At 52.2% G+C, this 19447-nt stretch carries 12 protein-coding genes; 8 read left to right on the top strand and 4 right to left on the bottom strand.

What is annotated here, in order from left to right; all coding sequences use genetic code 11:
* Positions 1-171: 171 nt before the first annotated feature.
* The 4 genes from SJI19_RS01240 (at position 172) to rcsB (ending at position 5194) form a co-directional block, all read left to right on the top strand.
* Positions 172-561, top strand: coding sequence for a DUF4186 domain-containing protein (locus SJI19_RS01240; protein ID WP_323476425.1), 390 nt, complete (start codon positions 172-174; stop codon positions 559-561).
* Between the two features lie 86 nt (positions 562-647).
* Entirely contained in the window at positions 648-1799 is a 1152-nt protein-coding gene (locus tag SJI19_RS01235; RefSeq protein ID WP_323476424.1) for an MFS transporter, read from the top strand.
* Positions 1800-1820: 21 nt separating this feature from the next.
* Positions 1821-4547 (top strand): phosphotransferase RcsD, encoded by a 2727-nt coding sequence (gene rcsD / locus SJI19_RS01230; protein WP_323476423.1) that lies wholly within the window; start codon positions 1821-1823, stop codon positions 4545-4547.
* The gene (rcsB, locus tag SJI19_RS01225) at positions 4544-5194 is read left to right on the top strand and encodes a response regulator transcription factor RcsB (RefSeq protein ID WP_323476422.1); all 651 of its coding nucleotides are present in this window, start codon (positions 4544-4546) and stop codon (positions 5192-5194) included. Before rcsD ends, rcsB begins: the two co-directional genes overlap by 4 nt.
* A 182-nt stretch (positions 5195-5376) precedes the next feature.
* Here rcsB and rcsC read toward each other — a convergent pair whose 3' ends face one another.
* Both rcsC and gyrA read right to left on the bottom strand, forming a co-directional pair.
* Entirely contained in the window at positions 5377-8250 is a 2874-nt protein-coding gene (rcsC, locus tag SJI19_RS01220) for a two-component system sensor histidine kinase RcsC (RefSeq protein WP_323476421.1), read from the bottom strand.
* A 181-nt stretch (positions 8251-8431) separates the two neighbouring features.
* Positions 8432-11110, bottom strand: coding sequence for a DNA topoisomerase (ATP-hydrolyzing) subunit A (gene gyrA / locus SJI19_RS01215; RefSeq protein ID WP_323476420.1), 2679 nt, complete (start codon positions 11108-11110; stop codon positions 8432-8434).
* Positions 11111-11738: 628 nt separating this feature from the next.
* On the opposite strand from gyrA, the gene ubiG reads away from it, so the two are divergent.
* The 4 genes from ubiG to yfaE all read left to right on the top strand — a co-directional run bounded on the left by ubiG (position 11739) and on the right by yfaE (position 16566).
* A complete protein-coding gene (gene ubiG / locus SJI19_RS01210; RefSeq protein WP_323476419.1) occupies positions 11739-12479 on the top strand; it encodes a bifunctional 2-polyprenyl-6-hydroxyphenol methylase/3-demethylubiquinol 3-O-methyltransferase UbiG in 741 nt (246 codons plus the stop codon).
* A 357-nt stretch (positions 12480-12836) separates the two neighbouring features.
* Positions 12837-15122 carry a class 1a ribonucleoside-diphosphate reductase subunit alpha gene (gene nrdA, locus SJI19_RS01205; protein WP_323476418.1) on the top strand — a complete coding sequence of 762 codons (2286 nt, stop codon included), beginning with the start codon at positions 12837-12839 and terminating at the stop codon, positions 15120-15122.
* A 49-nt stretch (positions 15123-15171) separates the two neighbouring features.
* Entirely contained in the window at positions 15172-16302 is a 1131-nt protein-coding gene (gene nrdB / locus SJI19_RS01200; RefSeq protein WP_323476417.1) for a class Ia ribonucleoside-diphosphate reductase subunit beta, read from the top strand.
* 3 nt (positions 16303-16305) lie between these two features.
* Positions 16306-16566, top strand: a complete 261-nt coding sequence (gene yfaE / locus SJI19_RS01195; protein WP_323476416.1) for a class I ribonucleotide reductase maintenance protein YfaE — start codon at positions 16306-16308, stop codon at positions 16564-16566.
* Positions 16567-16695: 129 nt separating this feature from the next.
* Here the strand turns inward: yfaE and SJI19_RS01190 are convergent, their stop codons facing one another.
* Positions 16696-17949 carry a nicotinamide mononucleotide deamidase-related protein YfaY gene (locus SJI19_RS01190; RefSeq protein ID WP_323476415.1) on the bottom strand — a complete coding sequence of 418 codons (1254 nt, stop codon included), beginning with the start codon at positions 17947-17949 and terminating at the stop codon, positions 16696-16698.
* A gap of 64 nt (positions 17950-18013) precedes the next feature.
* Positions 18014-19432 (bottom strand): o-succinylbenzoate--CoA ligase, encoded by a 1419-nt coding sequence (gene menE / locus SJI19_RS01185; protein WP_323476414.1) that lies wholly within the window; start codon positions 19430-19432, stop codon positions 18014-18016.
* Between the last annotated feature and the right edge of the window lie 15 nt (positions 19433-19447).

The following is a 19447-nucleotide window of genomic DNA, read 5'->3' as shown; positions in this document are numbered from 1 at the left end:
TGGGGTATATTCCAAGGATGGCGACACATTCGCGGCAGGTTTTCTGGTCATCGAGACTTTCTTGGTACCGCCACTTCGTTATCAGCATAATCACATGGTACACTTTAACACCTGTTTCTTTCGCTGGCGCCCGGGAGTGGCCTATCAGGGCATGGGATAGCAGAGGTGAACATGCAACAAGATCAAGATATCGAGCTTATTTGGGGCCGCTTACAGCGTTCGGCCTTTCGGTCTGCTATCCAGCTTAATGCCAAAGATCAGACCTATTTGTATAAAAAAGGTCTGGAAACGGTGCAATCCCACGCACGGGATTTTATCGCCAGCCGGCTGGCGCCCGCGTTTCCGGCCAAAGACGGTAAGCAGACACCCTGGCGGGGTCATCCGGCGTTTGTCGCCCAACATGCCACCGCCACCTGCTGTCGGGGATGTTTGGAAAAATGGCATGGCATCATCAAAGGGCGGCCACTCAACGACACTGAACAAGACTACGTAGTACAAATCATCATGTATTGGCTCAAGCGCCAGTGCGACGAAAACATCAGTCTTGGTGATAATCTATAACCAATAGATGTTGAGTCGCTCGAAGGCGGCAACGCAAAGACAAATCTGTCTGGCACAGAGTTGAACAGCAATAGGTATTACGCTTTATGACAACGACGCTCACAACAGAACAGCGCGCCGCACGACCAGTACGTAATGCTACCCGTGCCGTCTTTTTTATCGCCGGTTTTGGCATGTCCGCATGGGCTCCTCTGGTGCCCTTTGTGCAGTTGCGACTGCAACTCAATGACGCCTCGCTGGGGTTGTTACTGCTGTGTTTGGGCATTGGTTCCCTTGTTGCCATGCCGCTCGTTGCGCCAATGGCCGGACGTTTGGGCTGTAAGCCGGTAATTATCGGTGGTGCCGTACTGTTGTGTTTAACCTTGCCAGCGTTGGTGTTGACCCCGAATAATGTGTCTCTCGCAATCGCACTTTTACTGTTTGGTGTGGGCCTTGGCATCATAGACATCGCCATGAATATCCAAGCGGTAACGGTGGAAAAAGCCAATGGGCGGGCAATGATGTCCGGATTTCACGGTTTTTTTAGTATTGGCGGCATTGCGGGCGCCGGGCTGGTCAGTCTCTTATTATGGCTGAATTTAGGTCCCTTTTGGTCCATAGTGGTGGTCGATAGCGTCATTGTGCTACTGCTGCTGCTTAATGCCGCCCATTTTTTGTCAGACCGCCCACAACACAATAGCGAGCCGTTATTTGTCTGTCCCCGAGGCAAAGTGCTGTTTATCGGACTGCTGTGTTTCATTTTATTTTTAACCGAAGGCGCAATGCTTGACTGGAGCGCGTTGTTCCTGACGATGGAGCGGGGACTCGACAGTTCCAAGGGTGGACTGGGTTATGCCTTATTCTCCATTGCCATGACCGTTGGCCGTCTCAATGGCGATCGGTTGATTAACGCCATCGGCCGATATTACACCTTGCTGGCCGGCAGTCTGTGCGCGTCGGTGGGTTTCGCGCTGGCGATAGGGGTCAACCAGCCGTTTTTCACTCTGTTGGGGTTTATGCTGGTGGGTATTGGTGCGTCGAATCTGGTACCCTTGCTGTTCAGCATGGCGGGCAATCAAACCGATATGCCGCCCAATTTGGCGCTGGCGGCAATATCCGGCGTGGGTTACGCGGGCATCTTGGCCGGCCCGGCGCTGATTGGTTTTATTGCACATTTGACCAGCCTCAAGGTTGCGTTTGGCTGCGTCGCATTATTATTACTGCTGGTGACCCTTAGCGCGCGACGGGTCACTCGGTGAAGCTGGTGTTATAGTGTCAAAATGCATATCAAAAATTTGAAGTTAACCTCAACTGCACTTACCCGCAGCCTGATGGGGTTTATCGTTTTATTGTTGCTGTCCATATGGCTATTGGGTTTCCATGCGGTCAATGCTTATCTTATTGAAAAAAAGCACAGCATGAATACCATCACCGTGGCACTGCAAAAACGCATCGACACCTATCGGTTTGTGGCAGATCAACTCTATGATAACGCTAGCGTCAACGGTGGGCCGTTAACCCCGGCTAACGAGGTGCATGAAACCCGGTTGCGTTCCGATGTGTTTTATGTTGAAAAACCGCATATCAAAACCGACAGTCTGATTTTTGGCGCCCATGAGCCCTCTACCCTGGCTAACGCGGTAAAAATGTCCGATTATCTGGATGTGTTATGGGGTTCGGAGACCAACAACTACTCGTTATTTTATCTTAATGGCATCGATAACAGCCTGACGCTGATTTCTACCCAACCGCTACGCGAGATTGCGCCGCGTTTCGAAGAAAGTTATATCAGCACGCTGGTCAAATCCCGTCGGACCGAAATGTTGCAGCAGGCGAATATTCTTGATGAGCGGGAAAGCTTTTCAGCGCTGCGCAAATTTCGCTTCCAGAATGATTATTATTTTACCCAATGTATTACCATCAACCAACCCGGCCACCTTGCCACCATTATCGCCTTCGACCTGCCGATAAACGACATTATTCCACTGAATATGGCCCGGGCCAATTTTTCCCTGCTCTCCTCAGAAACCACTAGCGGCGTTGAAGATGATGACGGACCGCGACAAACTCAGCCGGTAATAAGCCAGGTCAAAGGGGCGACACTTGAGATCACCGCTCCGTTTACCAACGCACCGTTAAACATGGTTTATCGGGTGCCGTTGACCAGTCTGACTATCGACCTGTTACGCAATAATCTTTGGCTGCTCACGATTGACATTGTTTTAATAGCCCTTTCTTTGTTGGGTATTTACCTGGTTCGTCAACATTTTCTGCGGCCACGCGAAAATATGGAACAAGCATTGCACTCCCACCGCATCCTGAGTGAGGAGGTGGTGGCCAATCTGCCGTTGGGTTTGCTGGTCTACGATTTCAGCGATAATACTCTGGTGGCCAGCAACAAGATTGCCGAGCATCTGCTACCCCATCTCAGTCTACAAAAAATAGCTAACCTGGCAGAAAGCCATCAGGGAATTATCCAAGCGACGGTGAATAATGAAGTGTATGAAATTCGCATGTTCAAAAGCCAACTCTCGCCACAGACTTATCTGTTTCAACTGCTGGACCATGATAAAGAAGTGTTGGTGAATAAAAGACTGCAACAAGCCCAGGTGGAATTGAACAAAAATCACCAGGCACGCCGGGCGATTCTGAGTAATCTGCAACATGAATTGAATCAACCGCTACTGGCCATCAATACATTGGCCGACGGCGTACTGCATGCCGCCAACCCGGATGAGCGAGAACGCTATCTGGTCAGGCTGCAAACGGAATCATCTCGCCTACAGGCACTATTTGATAATCTTCGCCTTCTTACCACACTCGAGATCCAGGACTGGCAAGCGCAAGCCCAGCCTTTTTCCCCAGCCAAAATTATTGACAGTCTGCTAATAGCACGCCTACCCGCGTTTAGCCGCAAGGGACTGGGGCTATTCAATCACTACCATTTACCTTTCAATCAAAAATATATTGGCGACGCAGTCGGATTCAGCAAGATAGTGGCATTGCTACTCGATTACAGCATCATTAGTACCGATTACGGTAAGATTACACTGACCGTTGATCAGGACCAAAGTAAACCCGATCAGCTGATATTAACCATTAACGACACTGGACGTGGTGTCAGTGACGTCGAAATGACCAACCTTCAACAGCCGTTCGTCAGCCCAGGACCGGTGGATTATGATCAGAAAGGGTCCGCCCTCACGTGGTTTTTATGTAACCAACTGTGCAAAAAAATGCACGGCGGCCTGGAGATCAAGACCAAGGCGGATATTGGCACCCGCTATCGGGTACACCTGACGTTGCCGGTAGAACAGAGCGAGACGCATCAGGACGATCAGGAGAAGATCCTGGAAGGCACGCAGGCATTGCTGGATATTTCCAACGAGGAGGTGCGCCGGATTATCAGTACAAGACTGAGCCAGTTAGGTGCGCAGATTCTTTACCCCGACGAGCATCTGGTGACTCAGCAACACGATCTGTTCCTCACTGATGAGATTACCCGCATGGAAGATTATGCTCTGCTGTTGCTGGCCGATGAACCTGGCATTACCGCACTCACGCCGTGCCGTCTCAGGGTCAGTTATAATCTTGGCGGAATGCTGCTCGACGCCATGCTGCAATTGCTGGAGCTCAGGTTGTCCCAAGAAGAGAGCGACGACGCGGCGCAAACAGCATTGGCGCAGGATGATGCCGGCGTATTGGAGCAGTTGAGTGCCAGCGGCTATTTAACCCTGTTTGCCGAGACAGTACCCGATGACGTCAAGAGACTGTATACTGAATCCGCGGCCGGGGATCTCCAGGCTCTAGCGCAGACTGCGCACCGTTTAAAGGGTGTTTTTGCCATGCTCAATTTGGTTTCTGGCACATTATTATGTGAAACACTGGAACAACATATTAAACAAGCTATTATAGAAAACGATAATTCAAAAATAGACAACGATATCCAACAAATTGATGTTTTTGTCATTAAACTGCTACAGCATGCAAGGTCGCTTACGCTATGAATACTCTTAACGTCATCATTGCCGATGACCATCCGATAGTTTTGTTCGGCATTCGCAAATCATTGGAACAAATAGAATGGGTTAATGTGGTGGGTGAATTTGAAGATTCCACCTCACTTATCAATAGCCTTAGCAAACTTGATGCAAATGTGCTGGTTACCGACTTGTCCATGCCGGGTGAAAAGTACGGCGATGGCATTACACTTATCAAATATATCAAGCGCCACTATCCCCAGTTGGCGATTATCGTATTGACCATGAATAATAATCCAGCCATTTTGAGCGCCGTGCTGGAACTGGATATCGACGGTATTGTGCTCAAGCAGGGTGCACCCACCGATCTCCCCAAAGCGTTGGCTTCGCTGCAAAAAGGTAAAAAATATACCCCCGATAGCGTCGCAAAACTATTGGAAAGGATCAGCGCCGGCGGTTATGGCGACAAGCGTCTCTCACCAAAAGAGAGCGAAGTATTGCGTCTGTTTGCCGAAGGTTTTCTGGTCACTGAAATTGCCAAGAAGCTCAACCGCAGCATCAAGACCATCAGCAGCCAGAAAAAATCAGCCATGCTCAAACTCGGTGTGGAAAATGATATCGCACTGTTGAATTACTTATCCTCGGTGACCATGGCACCGGAAGGCAAAGAATAACCTAGCTTGACGGCATCCTATCAAGGCATGCCAGCACTGCGGGAGAGGCCACCCCATTTCGGGCACGTGGCCTGGTAGCTCGGTACATCAATATTAAGACCAACAGAGTACCCGTAGTGGTTAGTGTCAGCCGCGAAGTTCCAATGTGTGCCGATGCATTGGAGCAGCGGGTTCGTGCAAGTCTAGTGCCCTTCCCCATTGGTTGGGTGGTGACGATGATCTCGTATCTGTTGCCCGTATTGAGCCAATGCCGGTTGCAGTACACTCAGTGTCACCGGTTTTGATAAACAACCGTCCATTCCCGCATCCAAACAGCGCTGTTTCTCTTCCGCCAGTGCATTGGCGGTCACGCCAATGACCGGCAGCGTAACGCCCTCGCTTCGCAAGCGGCGGGTGAGTTGGTAGCCATCCATATTGGGCATATTAACGTCAGTCAGGATAATATCAACCGACTGCTTTTGCAGTAGATTCATGGCATCGATGCCATCATTGGCGCTGATAACCTGGTAACCAATGGATTCAAGCTGGTCGGACAATAACCGACGGTTAATCGGGTGATCATCAACGACGAGAATACGAATATCCTGGTTTTCATCATCGACCGGCGGCTCACAAACCGCCACCAGTGCCGGCGACAAGAGGTGATCAACCCGATAAATTTTTAACAATAGCGGACTCAACGCATCAGCGAATGCCGGGCTAAGCCACCACTCGCCCTCGCTGATTTCCAACGCCGGGCCAATATGGGTGATCATAAAGCGGATCCAGACACTGGGTCGGGTTGGCGGCGTCCGGTCGTTATCACTGATAAATACCGCATCTGCGTCAATCTCCTGCCACGTATGTCGTTTTACCGTTAGGCCATGACGGGTTAATAACAGGGTAAGGTAGGTTTCCAGTGCCACGTTGCGCACCGAAAGCCAGCATACACGACCACGCAGTTCATTATTCACTACCGACGGAGCATAGCTGGCTTGATACAGCGGCAGTCGGATAATGAACATACTGCCCAGATCGGACTCAGATTCCACCGTAATATCGCCATCCATCAAATTGACCAGCTTTTCGCAAATGGCCAATCCCAAACCGGTGCCCTGGAATTGCTGTTGGCCGCTGCTGCCCAATTGCACAAAGGGGTCGAACAGACGCAGTAATTCTCGTTGCCCGATACCCACGCCAGTATCACGGATGCAAAAATGCAGATAATCATCTTGGCAATAAACCCGGATTAAGATACAGCCGCTATGGGTAAATTTAATGGCATTATTCAGCAAATTGGAGAGAACTTGCTGTAAACGTACTGGATCGCCCAGCAGGGTAAGCGGTACGTCGGGATCGATAAAACAGAACAGCCCAAGGCGTTTTTTCACCACCAGAGACAGGAAATTACCGGCAATGTGACTGACGACCTCGCGCGGGGAAAAGCATTTAGGTTCGATTTTCAGCTGTTCGGATTCTATTTTTGAGAAATCGAGAATGTCGCTGATGATATTGAGCAATAATGCCGAAGAGTTATCCATCGCCATGACCAGACGATCGACCCCTTCCGGTAAGGCTTTAGTCTTAATTAAATCCAGGTTGCCGATAATACCGTACAACGGCGTACGCAACTCATGGCTTACGGTGGCTAAAAACATCGATTTCGCCTGGCTGGTCTGCTCCGCCGCTGCGGCCATCTCCTGCAATGACTCTTCCAACCGAACCCGGGCACTGATATCAACCAACACACAGATGGCAACATTTTCATTCAGGTAGCGCGAGTGAACAAAACTGATCTGCAGATTATTATTATTGCTGGTTATCACATCAACAACATTGACCTGTTGGCCGCAGATAATATGAATAATTCTCTGGCGATCTTCAACCGTGAGCAAACTGAGATAGTTATGAGCCAATTCATTACTGATAAGATTTGCACCGTCGCTGATACGCAAAATACAAATGCCTACCGGCGCGGAAGCCACAATTTTACGATTAAATTGTTCATTTTCCTCTAATTGCAGAGCATTTTTTTCCGCTGGCGCGATTATTTTGCGTTCAAATAACCAGGACAGCATTGCAATCAGAATGGCCGATAATAAATTGAGTAATAACGCGTTAATAATTGTCGACTTGAAATTTTCGATCACCATTTTTAGCGATAACGAATACACAATACTCAGCGTGGAGGGCGGCAGGTTTTTTTTCATTACCAGATTTTTATAACCATCGGTATAACCAAAAAAACTGGCCTGCATTGGGTAAGCATCCAACGCGGAGGCTTTACGTTCACCATCGGTCAAGGACATAATCTGGTTATTATTCTGGTCCAGCAGAGTGATGCCAATGGGTAAATTACTGGTGGTGGAAAAATCCTCCAGACGAATACTAAGCTCAATACCCAGTAATGCTTCGAGTTTATTAGCCACATAAATCGGCGTCAGTACATAAAGATAACCACTGCCGGCACGGTTGCCCGGTTCAACCCAATACAGATTATCCGTGCGCTCATTTTGCCGGGCATTGCGATATTTTATGACCTGTTGCTGCAGGTTCTTTGGTAATGAGGCCGCTGGCAGCGAGGTACTGCGGAAATTGAACTCGGCCATGCAAAGACTCTCGCCGTTGATGTAAAAGACCCGGTTGAGATCATACGCATCGGAAAAACTGTCCTTCCAATAGCTGAGGAAGTAACTGAGTGACTCGATGGCACTCTGATTTTCGCCATCGCTGTGAGGACAACGCGAGGTCGGGTAAAGGGGTATGTATTGAGGTCGGCTCACTTTGCCGGCAAACACACCATTGAGCATATCCAGGCCAGTAAGACTGGACGAAAGCCGATTCTCCGCAACATATTTAATTTCCCGTGCAATGGATGCGGTGCGGGATATATAGCTTTGTGCCTGACCAATGCTGGTGTAAAACTCTTGGCGTAGTTCCGCTTCGCGCTGATGTAGTAGACTTATAATATAAAAAGCCGACAACAAGGCGCCGAGCGACCATAACAATAGCGCCAGCGTGCGGAACAGATAGCGGGAAATTTTTACCGTGGTGCGAAATGATGAGAAGTATTTCAAGCCAATACCGTTCCGGTGAGATTGCCCGGTGCTCAGATTGCTCTCCGGGTAAGAATAAAAAACAATAAAAATTAACCGATGCCACTACAGTACCGACCCCGTATAAAAAAAGCCAGCGCAATGGCTGGCTTTACGGCGCGCCAGCCGCCGGCACTCGCGGCCGGTGGCTGTGGATTATCAATCACGCATCGCGATCGTTATCTTCATCGATAATGTCATCGTCGTCATTAACGTCGGTTTCATTAGCGTCGTTTTCTTCGAGGGTACTCTCTTCATCGTCGATGTCGTCGCCTTCCGACAGTCCTACAACACTATCAAGCTCTTCATCGTCCACCGGTTCGGCAACCCGCTGCAATCCAACAACGTGCTCACCTTCACCGGTACGAATCAGCGTAACGCCTTGGGTATTACGGCCAACAATGCTGACTTCCGAAACCCGAGTGCGCACCAGCGTACCGGCATCAGTGATCATCATGATTTGATCGCTATCGGACACCTGAACCGCACCCACCACCTCACCGTTGCGTTCACTCACTTTAATGGAGATCACGCCAAGTGTGGCTCTGGACTTGGTCGGGTATTCACTTTGCGCGGTGCGCTTGCCGTACCCGTGCTGAGTAACGGTGAGTATCGGTCCATCACCGCGCGGAACGATCAGCGATACGACCCGATCCTTGTCGGCGAGGTTAATACCGCGCACACCCGTTGCGGTACGGCCCATGGAGCGTACCTGGCTTTCCGGGAAACGCACCACTTTGCCATAGGCGGAAAACAGCATAACCTCATTCTGGCCGTCGGTCAGGTCAACGCCTATCAGCTCGTCGCCCTCATTGAGGTTAACGGCGATAATGCCGGCACTGCGGGGACGACTGAAATCGGTCAGCGCGGTTTTCTTCACCGTGCCACTGGCGGTTGCCATGAAGACATGGCGGCCTTCTTCATATTCGCGCACCGGCAGGATGGCGGTGATACGTTCATTCTGCTCCAGAGGCAGCAGATTGACGATTGGCCGGCCGCGGGCGCCACGGCTGGCTTCCGGCAGTTGGTAGACTTTCATCCAATATAACCGGCCGCGGCTGGAGAACAGCAGAATGGTATCATGGGTATTGGCCACCAGCAGGCGGTCAATAAAGTCCTCTTCCTTAATGCGAGCCGCCGATTTGCCTTTACCGCCCCGGCGCTGTGCTTCATAGTCCGTAAGCGGTTGATATTTGACATATCCCTGATGTGACAGGGTAACAACCACATCTTCCTGGTTGATCAAATCCTCAATATTAATGTCGGACATGTTGGCGGTGATTTCGGTACGGCGCGGATCGCTGTACTGATCTTTTATCGCATTGAGCTCTTCGCGAATCACTTCCATCAGACGATCGGGATTTTCCAGGATAATGATCAGCGCGGCGATTTGTTCAAGCAGCTCTTTGTATTCATCAAGCAGCTTTTCATGTTCGAGGCCGGTCAGCTTCTGCAAACGCAAATCCAGAATGGCCTGGGCTTGCTGTTCCGTCAGATAGTATTGACCGTCGCGGATACCAAATTCTGCTTCGAGCCACTCAGGCCGCGCTGCATCGTCGCCGGCGCGTTCAAGCATGGCCGCCACGGTACCCAATGCCCAAGGTTGGGCAATCAGTCCCGCTTTGGCTTGAGCCGGGTTTTGCGCATTGCGAATCAGCTCGATAATGGGTTCGATGTTGGCCAGCGCCACGGCTAACGCTTCGAGGATATGTGCACGATCGCGTGCCTTGCGCAATTCAAAAATCGTGCGACGGGTCACTACCTCGCGGCGGTGGCGCACGAAGGCGGAAAGAATATCCTTGAGCGCCATGATCTTGGGCTGCCCTTGGTGCAGCGCCACCATGTTGATCCCAAAGGATACCTGCAGTTGGGTCTGGGAGTAGAGATTGTTCAGCACCACCTCGCCCACCGCGTCGCGCCTGATTTCGATCACGATACGCATGCCGTCTTTATCGGATTCGTCGCGCAGAGCACTGATGCCCTCGATACGCTTGTCCTTGACCAGCTCGGCGATCTTCTCAATGAGACGGGCTTTGTTCACCTGATAGGGGATTTCGTGCACGATAATGGTCTCGCGACCGCTTTTCGCATCCGCTTCCACTTCCGCGCGTGCGCGGATCAGAATTTTACCGCGCCCGGTGCGATAGGCCTCTTCAATCCCACGCCGCCCATTGATGATGGCGGCAGTGGGGAAATCGGGGCCCGGGATGTGTTCCATCAGGCCTTCGATGCTGATATTTTCATCATCAATAAACGCCAGGCAGCCGTTGATCACTTCCGTAATGTTGTGCGGCGGAATATTGGTGGCCATACCCACCGCGATACCGGATGAACCGTTGATCAGCAGGTTGGGGATCTTGGTCGGCATAACATCCGGGATTTGTTCCGTGCCATCATAGTTCGGCACAAAATCCACGGTGTCTTTTTCGAGGTCCGCCAATAATTCATGGGCGATTTTCGACATGCGGACTTCGGTATAACGCATGGCTGCGGCGGAATCTCCGTCGACAGAGCCGAAGTTGCCCTGGCCATCCACCAGCATATAACGCAGCGAGAATGGCTGGGCCATACGCACAATGGTGTCGTAGACGGCGGTATCACCATGGGGGTGATATTTACCGATAACGTCCCCAACCACACGGGCCGATTTTTTATAAGGTTTATTCCAGTCATTACCCAGTACACTCATCGCAAACAATACGCGTCGGTGTACCGGTTTCAGTCCATCACGTACATCCGGGAGCGCACGTCCGACAATAACGGACATGGCGTAATCCAGATATGAGCGTTTCAGCTCTTCTTCGATGTTGACCGGTGTTATTTCTCTGGCAAGGTCGCTCATGCAGCCGCTATCCCTCTACTAATTGAAGCATCTACACCCGAAATAATTCGAGTTGCATAACACAGCACGCTCGCGACAACTCTGTCAGGAACAGATTTGAACCGCGCTTGCGACTGGCCCAACGGATGAACCTCGAGATGAGGTTCATCAATCCCCGGGAACATAGCTCACAACATAGATCACTAAACATAGATCTCTATGTGACTAGGGATGAGCGGGCGCAGCCGACGCACAGGCAACTTGAAGCATGGGGTATACCCGGATTTAAAGGTGCCAAAGTATACCATAAATCGACGATTCAGGGAAAATAGTCGGCGACTAAAACCGCCCACCACAGTGATTTCGGCTGGCAATGGTACAGGTGAGTTGCCAGGTTATAGGTATACCCGTCATACTTCAGGCTGCAGGGGTGTTAGCTGGCTTCGCTTACCCCGTTTTTTGACTGGCGTAAGCGACTGAATATTGATGAACCTTATCCCTGAGGTTCCCTTGTCAGGCCAGTTCACGCGCGGTTCAAATCAGTCCTAGACAGATTTGTCGCCGTGCTGCGCCTACCTGCAACACACATTATTTTGGGTATATACTGGCGATAATTACGCATGATGCGCGCCTAAAGGGAGCAGCCACAATGAATCCGCAGGTCAGTAGTAGTCACCAAGCCGTCGTCCGCCATGAGAATGTTGATCAGCAGGAAATCGCCAAGTTCGATGCTGTCGCCTCACGTTGGTGGGATTTGGAGGGCGAATTCAAGCCATTGCATCGCATCAATCCGCTGCGCCTGGATTATATACTCCAACACGCTGATGGGCTGTTCGGCAAAACCGTGCTGGACGTCGGCTGCGGCGGCGGTATTCTGGCCGAAAGCATGGTGCGCGAAGGCGCGCAGGTCACCGGGCTGGATATGGGCACCGAGCCGTTGGCGGTAGCCCGTCTGCACGCGTTGGAAACTGGGACTCAGGTGGAATATGTGCAGCAGACCGTGGAAGACCACGCCATGACCCATCAGGCACGTTACGATGTGGTCACCTGTATGGAAATGTTGGAACACGTGCCTGATCCGGCCTCTATCGTGCGCGCTTGCGCCAGCCTGGTGAAACCCGGCGGCGACGTTTTTTTCTCCACCTTGAACCGGAACCCCAAGTCATGGCTGATGGCGATCGTCGGCGCAGAGTATTTATTGCGCATCGTGCCGCGCGGCACGCATGATATCAATAAGTTTATCAAACCCGCCGAACTGCTCAACTGGCTGGACTGCACTGCGCTGCGTGAGCGCCACATGACAGGATTGCATTACAATCCGATCCGCGATCGTTTTAGCCTTGGCGGCAATGTTGACGTGAATTACATGCTGCATACCCAGTGTCAGTGACCCACCTCGCTGGGGGAGATGCACCCTGTGGGAAACGCCATGCGGTTTAGCCCACATTTTCGCCCCCAGCGTTTAATAAAACATCGAACAGTATCTTTTGTATTTTTTTGTGCACAGCCTTTGACATTAGCTAACCTCCGGTGGAATAGCACTTTACAGAATCCGTTAACATTTCACCCCCATGTTATCCACAAATAGAGACGTTTTCGTCCCTTGCAATAAGCGCGTTTTGTCACTATCTTGTTATCAAATTAACGTATAAACCCCTACATATAGTGTTTCAGTACCACACGGGACACTACTTTTGCTTATGCAACTGCATAATCTTGGGGATCACTCAGACAGGTAAAAAGTCTCATGAACCAGAGTCTGCTCGTAACAAAACGCGACGGTACCAAAGAAAAAATCAATCTCGACAAGATTCATCGGGTGATTGATTGGGCGGCGGAAGGATTGGAAAATGTATCGGTCTCACAGGTAGCACTACGTTCCCATATTCAGTTCTATGACGGCATCAAAACTGCCGATATCCATGAGACCATTATCAAGGCGGCGGCTGATTTGATTTCGCGCGATGCGCCGGATTATCAATACCTGGCCGCGCGCTTGGCGATTTTTCATCTGCGCAAAAAGGCCTACGGTCAGTTTGAGCCGCCGGCGCTGTACGATCACGTGGTGCGCCTGGTTGAGATGGGCAAATATGATCAGCATTTGCTGGAAGATTACAGCGCCGAGGAATTTGCCCAAATGGACGGTTTTCTCGATCATTGGCGCGATATGAATTTCTCTTATGCCGCGGTTAAACAGCTCGAAGGTAAATACCTGGTGCAAAACCGGGTGAGCGGCCAAATTTACGAAAGCGCGCAGTTTTTGTATATGCTGGTGGCGGCCTGTTTGTTCTCCGGCTACCCACGCGAGACCCGCCTGGACTATGTCCGTCGTTTCTATGATGCCATTTCCACGTTTAAAATATCACTGCCGACGCCGATCATGTCGGGCGTGCGGACCCCAACACGTCAGTTCAGCTCCTGTGTGTTGATCGAATGTGGCGACAGTCTGGATTCCATTAACGCGACCTCCAGCGCCATTGTGAAGTATGTCTCTCAGCGTGCCGGCATCGGCATCAATGCCGGTCGTATTCGGGCGCTGGGCAGCCCGATTCGGGGTGGCGAGGCGTTTCACACCGGCTGTGTTCCGTTTTATAAACATTTTCAAACTGCAGTGAAGTCCTGTTCCCAAGGCGGCGTGCGCGGCGGTGCAGCCACGCTGTTCTATCCGATGTGGCATTTGGAAGTGGAAAGTCTGCTGGTATTAAAAAACAACCGCGGGGTTGAAGGCAACCGTGTCCGGCATATGGATTACGGCGTGCAAATCAATAAGCTGATGTACCAGCGCCTGGTTAAGGGTGAGGATATCACCTTATTCAGCCCGTCCGATGTTCCGGGCCTGTATGACGCTTTTTTCGCCGATCAGGTGCTGTTCGAACGGTTGTACACCCAATATGAAGCGGACGACAGTATTCGTAAAACCCGCATCAAAGCGGTAGAGTTGTTCTCGCTGATGATGCAGGAGCGCGCATCTACCGGGCGGATCTACATTCAGCATGTGGATCATTGTAATACCCATAGTCCGTTCGACGCGGCGATTGCGCCTATTCGGCAATCCAATCTGTGCCTGGAAATCGCACTGCCGACCAAACCGTTGGATGACGTCAACGATGAAAACGGTGAAATTGCCCTTTGTACCTTGTCGGCATTTAACCTTGGCGCGCTCGACAGCCTGGATGATTTGCAAGAACTGGCGATTTTGGCGGTCCGGGCTCTCGATGCCCTGCTGGATTATCAAGATTATCCGATTCCGGCCGCGCAACGTGGCGCCATGGGCCGTCGCACGCTGGGCGTTGGCGTTATCAACTATGCGTATTATTTGGCGAAAAACGGCGTACGTTACTCCGACGGTAGCGCCAACAACCTGACGCACCGAACCTTTGAGGCCATCCAATATTATTTGCTGAAAGCATCCAACGAGCTGGCTCAAGAACGCGGTGCTTGCCCATGGTTCAAAGAAACCACCTACTCCCAAGGTATTTTGCCCATCGATACCTATAAGAAGGATTTGGACGCCATTTGCTCTGAACCCTTGCACTACGATTGGGAAACCCTGCGCGGCGAGATTAAACGTCACGGGCTGCGTAATTCAACGCTGTCGGCACTGATGCCCTCAGAAACTTCATCGCAGATTTCCAATGCCACCAACGGTATCGAACCGCCGCGCGGATACGTGAGTATCAAACAGTCAAAAGACGGTATCCTGCGTCAAGTGGTGCCGGAGTCGAATCGGTTGAAGGATGCCTACGAGCTATTGTGGGAAATGCCTAACAATGACGGCTATCTGCATTTGGTAGGGGTGATGCAAAAATTTGTCGATCAGTCTATTTCATCCAATACTAATTACGACCCGGCACGTTTTCCCGCGGGCAAAGTCCCGATGAAACAACTGCTCAAAGATCTGCTGACCGCCTATAAATTCGGTGTTAAGACGTTGTATTACCAAAATACCCGTGACGGTGCCGAAGATGCGCAAGAAGACATGCTGGCCTCAGTTGACGTGGATGATTGCGAAAGCGGCGCCTGTAAAATTTAATGCTGGCCACGGGCGGCGCTGATGCCGCCCGTGGCTAACGGGAGAGACCATGGCCTACACCACATTTTCACAAAACAAAAATAACCAGTTACTTGAGCCGATGTTTTTCGGTCAGTGCGTAAACGTGGCGCGTTTTGACCAGCAAAAATACGATATTTTTGAAAAGCTGATCGAAAAACAACTGTCCTTTTTCTGGCGACCGGAAGAAGTAGACGTGGCGCGAGATCGCATCGATTTCCAGGCGCTGCCGGAGCATGAGAAGCATATTTTCCTCAGCAATCTCAAATATCAGACGCTGTTGGATTCAATACAGGGACGCAGCCCCAACGTTGCACTATTGCCGTTGATCTCCATCCCCGAGTTGGAAACCTGGGTGGAAACATGGGCTTTTTCGGAAACCATCCATTCCCGCTCTTATACGCATATTATTCGCAACATTGTTAACGACCCTTCATTGGTGTTCGACGACATCGTCACCAATGAAGAGATACTAAAACGCGCTAAAGATATCGCTGGGTATTATGACCAGCTTATCGAACTGACCAGCTATTATCATCTGCTGGGGGTCGGCACCCATCAAGTGGATGGGCGCGAAGTGGTGGTTAATTTGCACGAACTGAAGAAAAAACTGTATTTGTGTCTGATGAGCGTCAACGCGTTAGAAGCCGTCCGCTTTTATGTCAGTTTTGCCTGCTCATTCGCCTTTGCTGAACGTGAGCTGATGGAAGGCAATGCCAAGATTATCCGGCTGATCGCTCGCGACGAAGCACTGCATCTTACCGGCACCCAGCATATGCTCAATCTGCTGCGTTCCGGTGAGGATGATCCGGAAATGGCGGAGATTGCCAAGGAGTGCCAGCAGGAGTGTTATGATTTATTTGTGCTGGCGGCGCAGCAGGAAAAAGAGTGGGCCAGCTATCTGTTTCGTGATGGTTCAATGATCGGCTTAAACCGAGAAATACTCTGCCAGTATGTGGATTATATTACCAATATCCGCATGCAGGCGGTCGGCCTGGACCTGCCCTTTGCTACCCGTTCCAATCCGATTCCCTGGATCAATACCTGGCTGGTGTCCGATAACGTTCAGGTGGCACCGCAGGAGGTTGAGGTCAGTTCCTATCTGGTCGGTCAAATCGACTCCGAGGTCAACGCCGACGACCTTAGCGACTTTCAGCTCTAGACGATGGAACAGCCTATCGTCAGCCTGCATTTTCTGGGAACGCAACTCGCCTGTGGTGAGGGTTGCCTCTCGCTGCTGGAGGCACTGGAAGCCCACCAGGTGGCAGTAGAATCACAGTGCCGCTCAGGCTATTGCGGTGCCTGTCGTTTGCGTTTGCTTAGCGGTCAGGTTACCTACCGGCAGACGCCGCTGGCGTTTATCAAACCTGGCGAGATCCTGCCCTGCTGTTGCTTGCCGAAGGGCAATATCGAATTGGCGTTATAGCCGGGACAAAATGTCGGCTCGACTCAGCATGGGTCGGGGCAAGTTTGCGGTTATTATTAGAATGACAAACAGGTCGCCATCAGCACGGCGGCCGATTGCCCGCCAGGCCCGATGGCTATTATTGCTTGATTACGCCAATGTGGCGGCAATACGTATCCAGCCGTGTTCCGCATACACCGGCCATCCGTTTAACCAGCGACGCAACATATTCAATGCCATCAGCGCGACCACTTCCTGCCGGGTTTTCAGGCCATGCCGTTGGATACTCACAGCAAAGGTGACGGTTTGGGCATAATCGCGCTCCGGCGTATGCAGCGCCAAACTCACCGTATCGTGCGCCAAACCGCCCACCACCAGCGCCAAAGATGCCCCTTGACGGGCAGCCAGTGCGGCTGCCTGTTGCGCCAGATCACACAACGTTTGGTCTGCACGATTGGCCGGCACGGCAGTAGCGCCACCGGTCACAGCTGCCGTACTGTCATCATCGGTTAACCATTCGCCACCCACTACAGGCATACCCGCACTTTGGCACTGCCAAGTCAGCATACCGGCGGTAAAGATCTCGCCAATGGCCACGTTGAACAGGCGCTGGCGGAGTCGCTGTGCCAGTTGGGTCGGCAGATCATCGGTTCCTTCATAAATGGCGCTTTCCCCCGCCACCTCACGCACCTGTTGCCAGGCGAGTTCCATCGTTTCCCGCTCATGTGCCGGACCGGTGAGTTTTAATTCAATAATCGGCATGGAAGAGCGATAACCCAACACCACCTCTTCTGGCAGCACCAGACTATCGAGTTGGCTGGCCAGCTCGCTTTCCGCGCGACCGAACGTCGTCAGACGCAGGCATATCGGCGGATCGGGCAGATCAAAACGATCGCGCAGGCGCGGCACGATTTGCTGCGCGACCATTACTTTGAATTCCGACGGCACCCCAGGGGTAAAAAACATCAGGCAGCGGTTAAGTTTCAGCGCGAAACCGCAGGCTGTGCCGACCGGGTTGTCGATCATTTCAGCATTGGCCGGGATTAACGCCTGTTTGCGATTGCTGGGTGCCATGACCCGGCCTCGTTCGGCAAAAAAGGCTTCGATTTTTGCCAACCATTCCGGGTGTTCCACCAATTCCTCACCGGCAGCGGTGGCGGCAGCCAACGCGCTGAGATCGTCGCTGGTAGGGCCAAGGCCACCGTTAACAATCATAATATCCGCACGCAGGCTTCTCTCAGTTAATGCCGCCACCAGCGCGGATAAATTATCTCCCACCGTCATGCGTGCGCTCATGGGCAACCCTTGCTCAAACAAATAATTCGCCAGCCAGGCCGCATTGGTATCGATAATCTGTCCATGCAGAACTTCGTCGCCGGTGCACAGCATTTCTACCCTAAGCATGCTTCTCTCCTATGATCTTTATACCGCCACTTTAGAAAGCCGGCCCAACAAACACAACCTTTCTTTAATGATTTAATGGTAATTGCGCCGCAACCCATTCTCTGAGCCGGTTACGGGGGATTTTAATGCTGCCGTCGCTGGGAGCAATCGGTTGCCCAGACGCCATATTGTCTGCTGCTAACGCTTGTTGCAAAGAGAAAAACGCTACCGGGCGCTGCCAGGGCGACAACAACGGTTCCAGCCATGCGCGCAGCTCGCTAAGTGGGGTATCTGCGTCGACGATCGCCACTGGCCGTTGGCCGAACTCTGCATCGTCCACCGGTACCACAAAGGATTGGCGTACGGCCGGATGCGCCGCCAGAGCGCGTTCGACGTCTTCCGGCTGAACCGCTTCGCCGCCGCAAAAAAACAGGTTGTCCAGCCGGCCGGTGATATGCAGTTCACCGTCCACAAAGCGGCCACCGTCGCGGGTATGAAACCACCCGGCATCGTCAGTCAATGGTATCAAGCGTCCCTGTTGCCAATAGCCCGAGGCCATGCTGCTGCCCCGTAGCCAGACCTCATTATCCACCAACCGAACCTCCCGGCCGCGCAGCGGTGTGCCCACGCCGGGGGATAAATCAGCACGCTTGCCGCACACGGTGGAGGCAAACTCCGTCAATCCATAGCCGGACCAACAACGCACCCCAAGCGCTTGTGCCTGTTGGGTCAGATCGGTTGGAATGGTCGCGCCGCCAAGCAGTACGTCACGCAAACTCAACCCGGTCGTGTCGCCGCGCAGCAGCCGCCATAGTTGGGTCGGCACCAGCGATGCATGGGTATAACCCGCCAGGGCCTGTTCCAATGGCAGCTCCTGCGCCAGCCCGATGGTGGCTCCGCTCGCCAGCCAGCGCCAGACGATACCTTGCCCTGAGACGTGGAACAGCGGCAATGAGAGCAGCCAACTATGGCGATGCTGAAAATCCATCAACTCGATCACCCCTTGCGCACTGGCCAGGTGGGCGGCAAACGTGTGGGCAGCCGCCTTAGGTTGGCCTGTGGATCCCGACGTCAGCGTAAGCGTCGCCAGCCGATTCACCTGCCAGGCAGGGGTGAGGGAACCACCGGGCGGCAGTTCGGTCAGATTAAGCGCCACGATTCCCGCCCCCCAGGGCAAACCTTCGGCGCACCAGCCAAAGTCTATATTCAGCGTGGCGAGACGTTGGGCCATCGCCTCTGCAGGCAACTGTGGGTTAATAGACAGCACCCGCGCGCCGCATTGCAGCGCCGCCAGATAGGCCAGCAACAGTTCCAGCTGATTTTTGCCACGTAACGCCACGCCGCTGCTCACTGTAACGCCCACGTGCCGCCAAGCGGCGGCAAGGGCGTCGATACGGGCCGTCAGGGTACGCCAGCTCATATCGGCACCGCGTGCCCGCAGAGCAATGCTATGGGGTGTCAACTGGGCCCAATGCTGCCAAGGCCAGGTGTCAAAAGTTATCATAATTGCGTATTCTTT

The sequence above is a fragment of the Acerihabitans sp. TG2 genome (assembly GCF_035013185.1).
Lineage (GTDB): Bacteria > Pseudomonadota > Gammaproteobacteria > Enterobacterales > Enterobacteriaceae > Acerihabitans.
The sequence above is the reverse complement of the archived record's forward strand: the minus strand, read 5'-3'. Positions and strand labels throughout refer to the sequence as shown.

Coding starts and splice junctions, on each gene's coding strand:
- gyrA (WP_323476420.1), bottom strand. CDS start 11,110: ATGAGCGACCTTGCCAGAGAAATAACACCGGTCAACATCGAAGAAGAG.
- SJI19_RS01190 (WP_323476415.1), bottom strand. CDS start 17,949: ATGCTTAGGGTAGAAATGCTGTGCACCGGCGACGAAGTTCTGCATGGA.
- menE (WP_323476414.1), bottom strand. CDS start 19,432: ATGATAACTTTTGACACCTGGCCTTGGCAGCATTGGGCCCAGTTGACA.
- SJI19_RS01240 (WP_323476425.1), top strand. CDS start 172: ATGCAACAAGATCAAGATATCGAGCTTATTTGGGGCCGCTTACAGCGT.
- yfaE (WP_323476416.1), top strand. CDS start 16,306: ATGGAACAGCCTATCGTCAGCCTGCATTTTCTGGGAACGCAACTCGCC.
- rcsD (WP_323476423.1), top strand. CDS start 1,821: ATGCATATCAAAAATTTGAAGTTAACCTCAACTGCACTTACCCGCAGC.
- ubiG (WP_323476419.1), top strand. CDS start 11,739: ATGAATCCGCAGGTCAGTAGTAGTCACCAAGCCGTCGTCCGCCATGAG.
- nrdB (WP_323476417.1), top strand. CDS start 15,172: ATGGCCTACACCACATTTTCACAAAACAAAAATAACCAGTTACTTGAG.
- SJI19_RS01235 (WP_323476424.1), top strand. CDS start 648: ATGACAACGACGCTCACAACAGAACAGCGCGCCGCACGACCAGTACGT.
- rcsB (WP_323476422.1), top strand. CDS start 4,544: ATGAATACTCTTAACGTCATCATTGCCGATGACCATCCGATAGTTTTG.
- nrdA (WP_323476418.1), top strand. CDS start 12,837: ATGAACCAGAGTCTGCTCGTAACAAAACGCGACGGTACCAAAGAAAAA.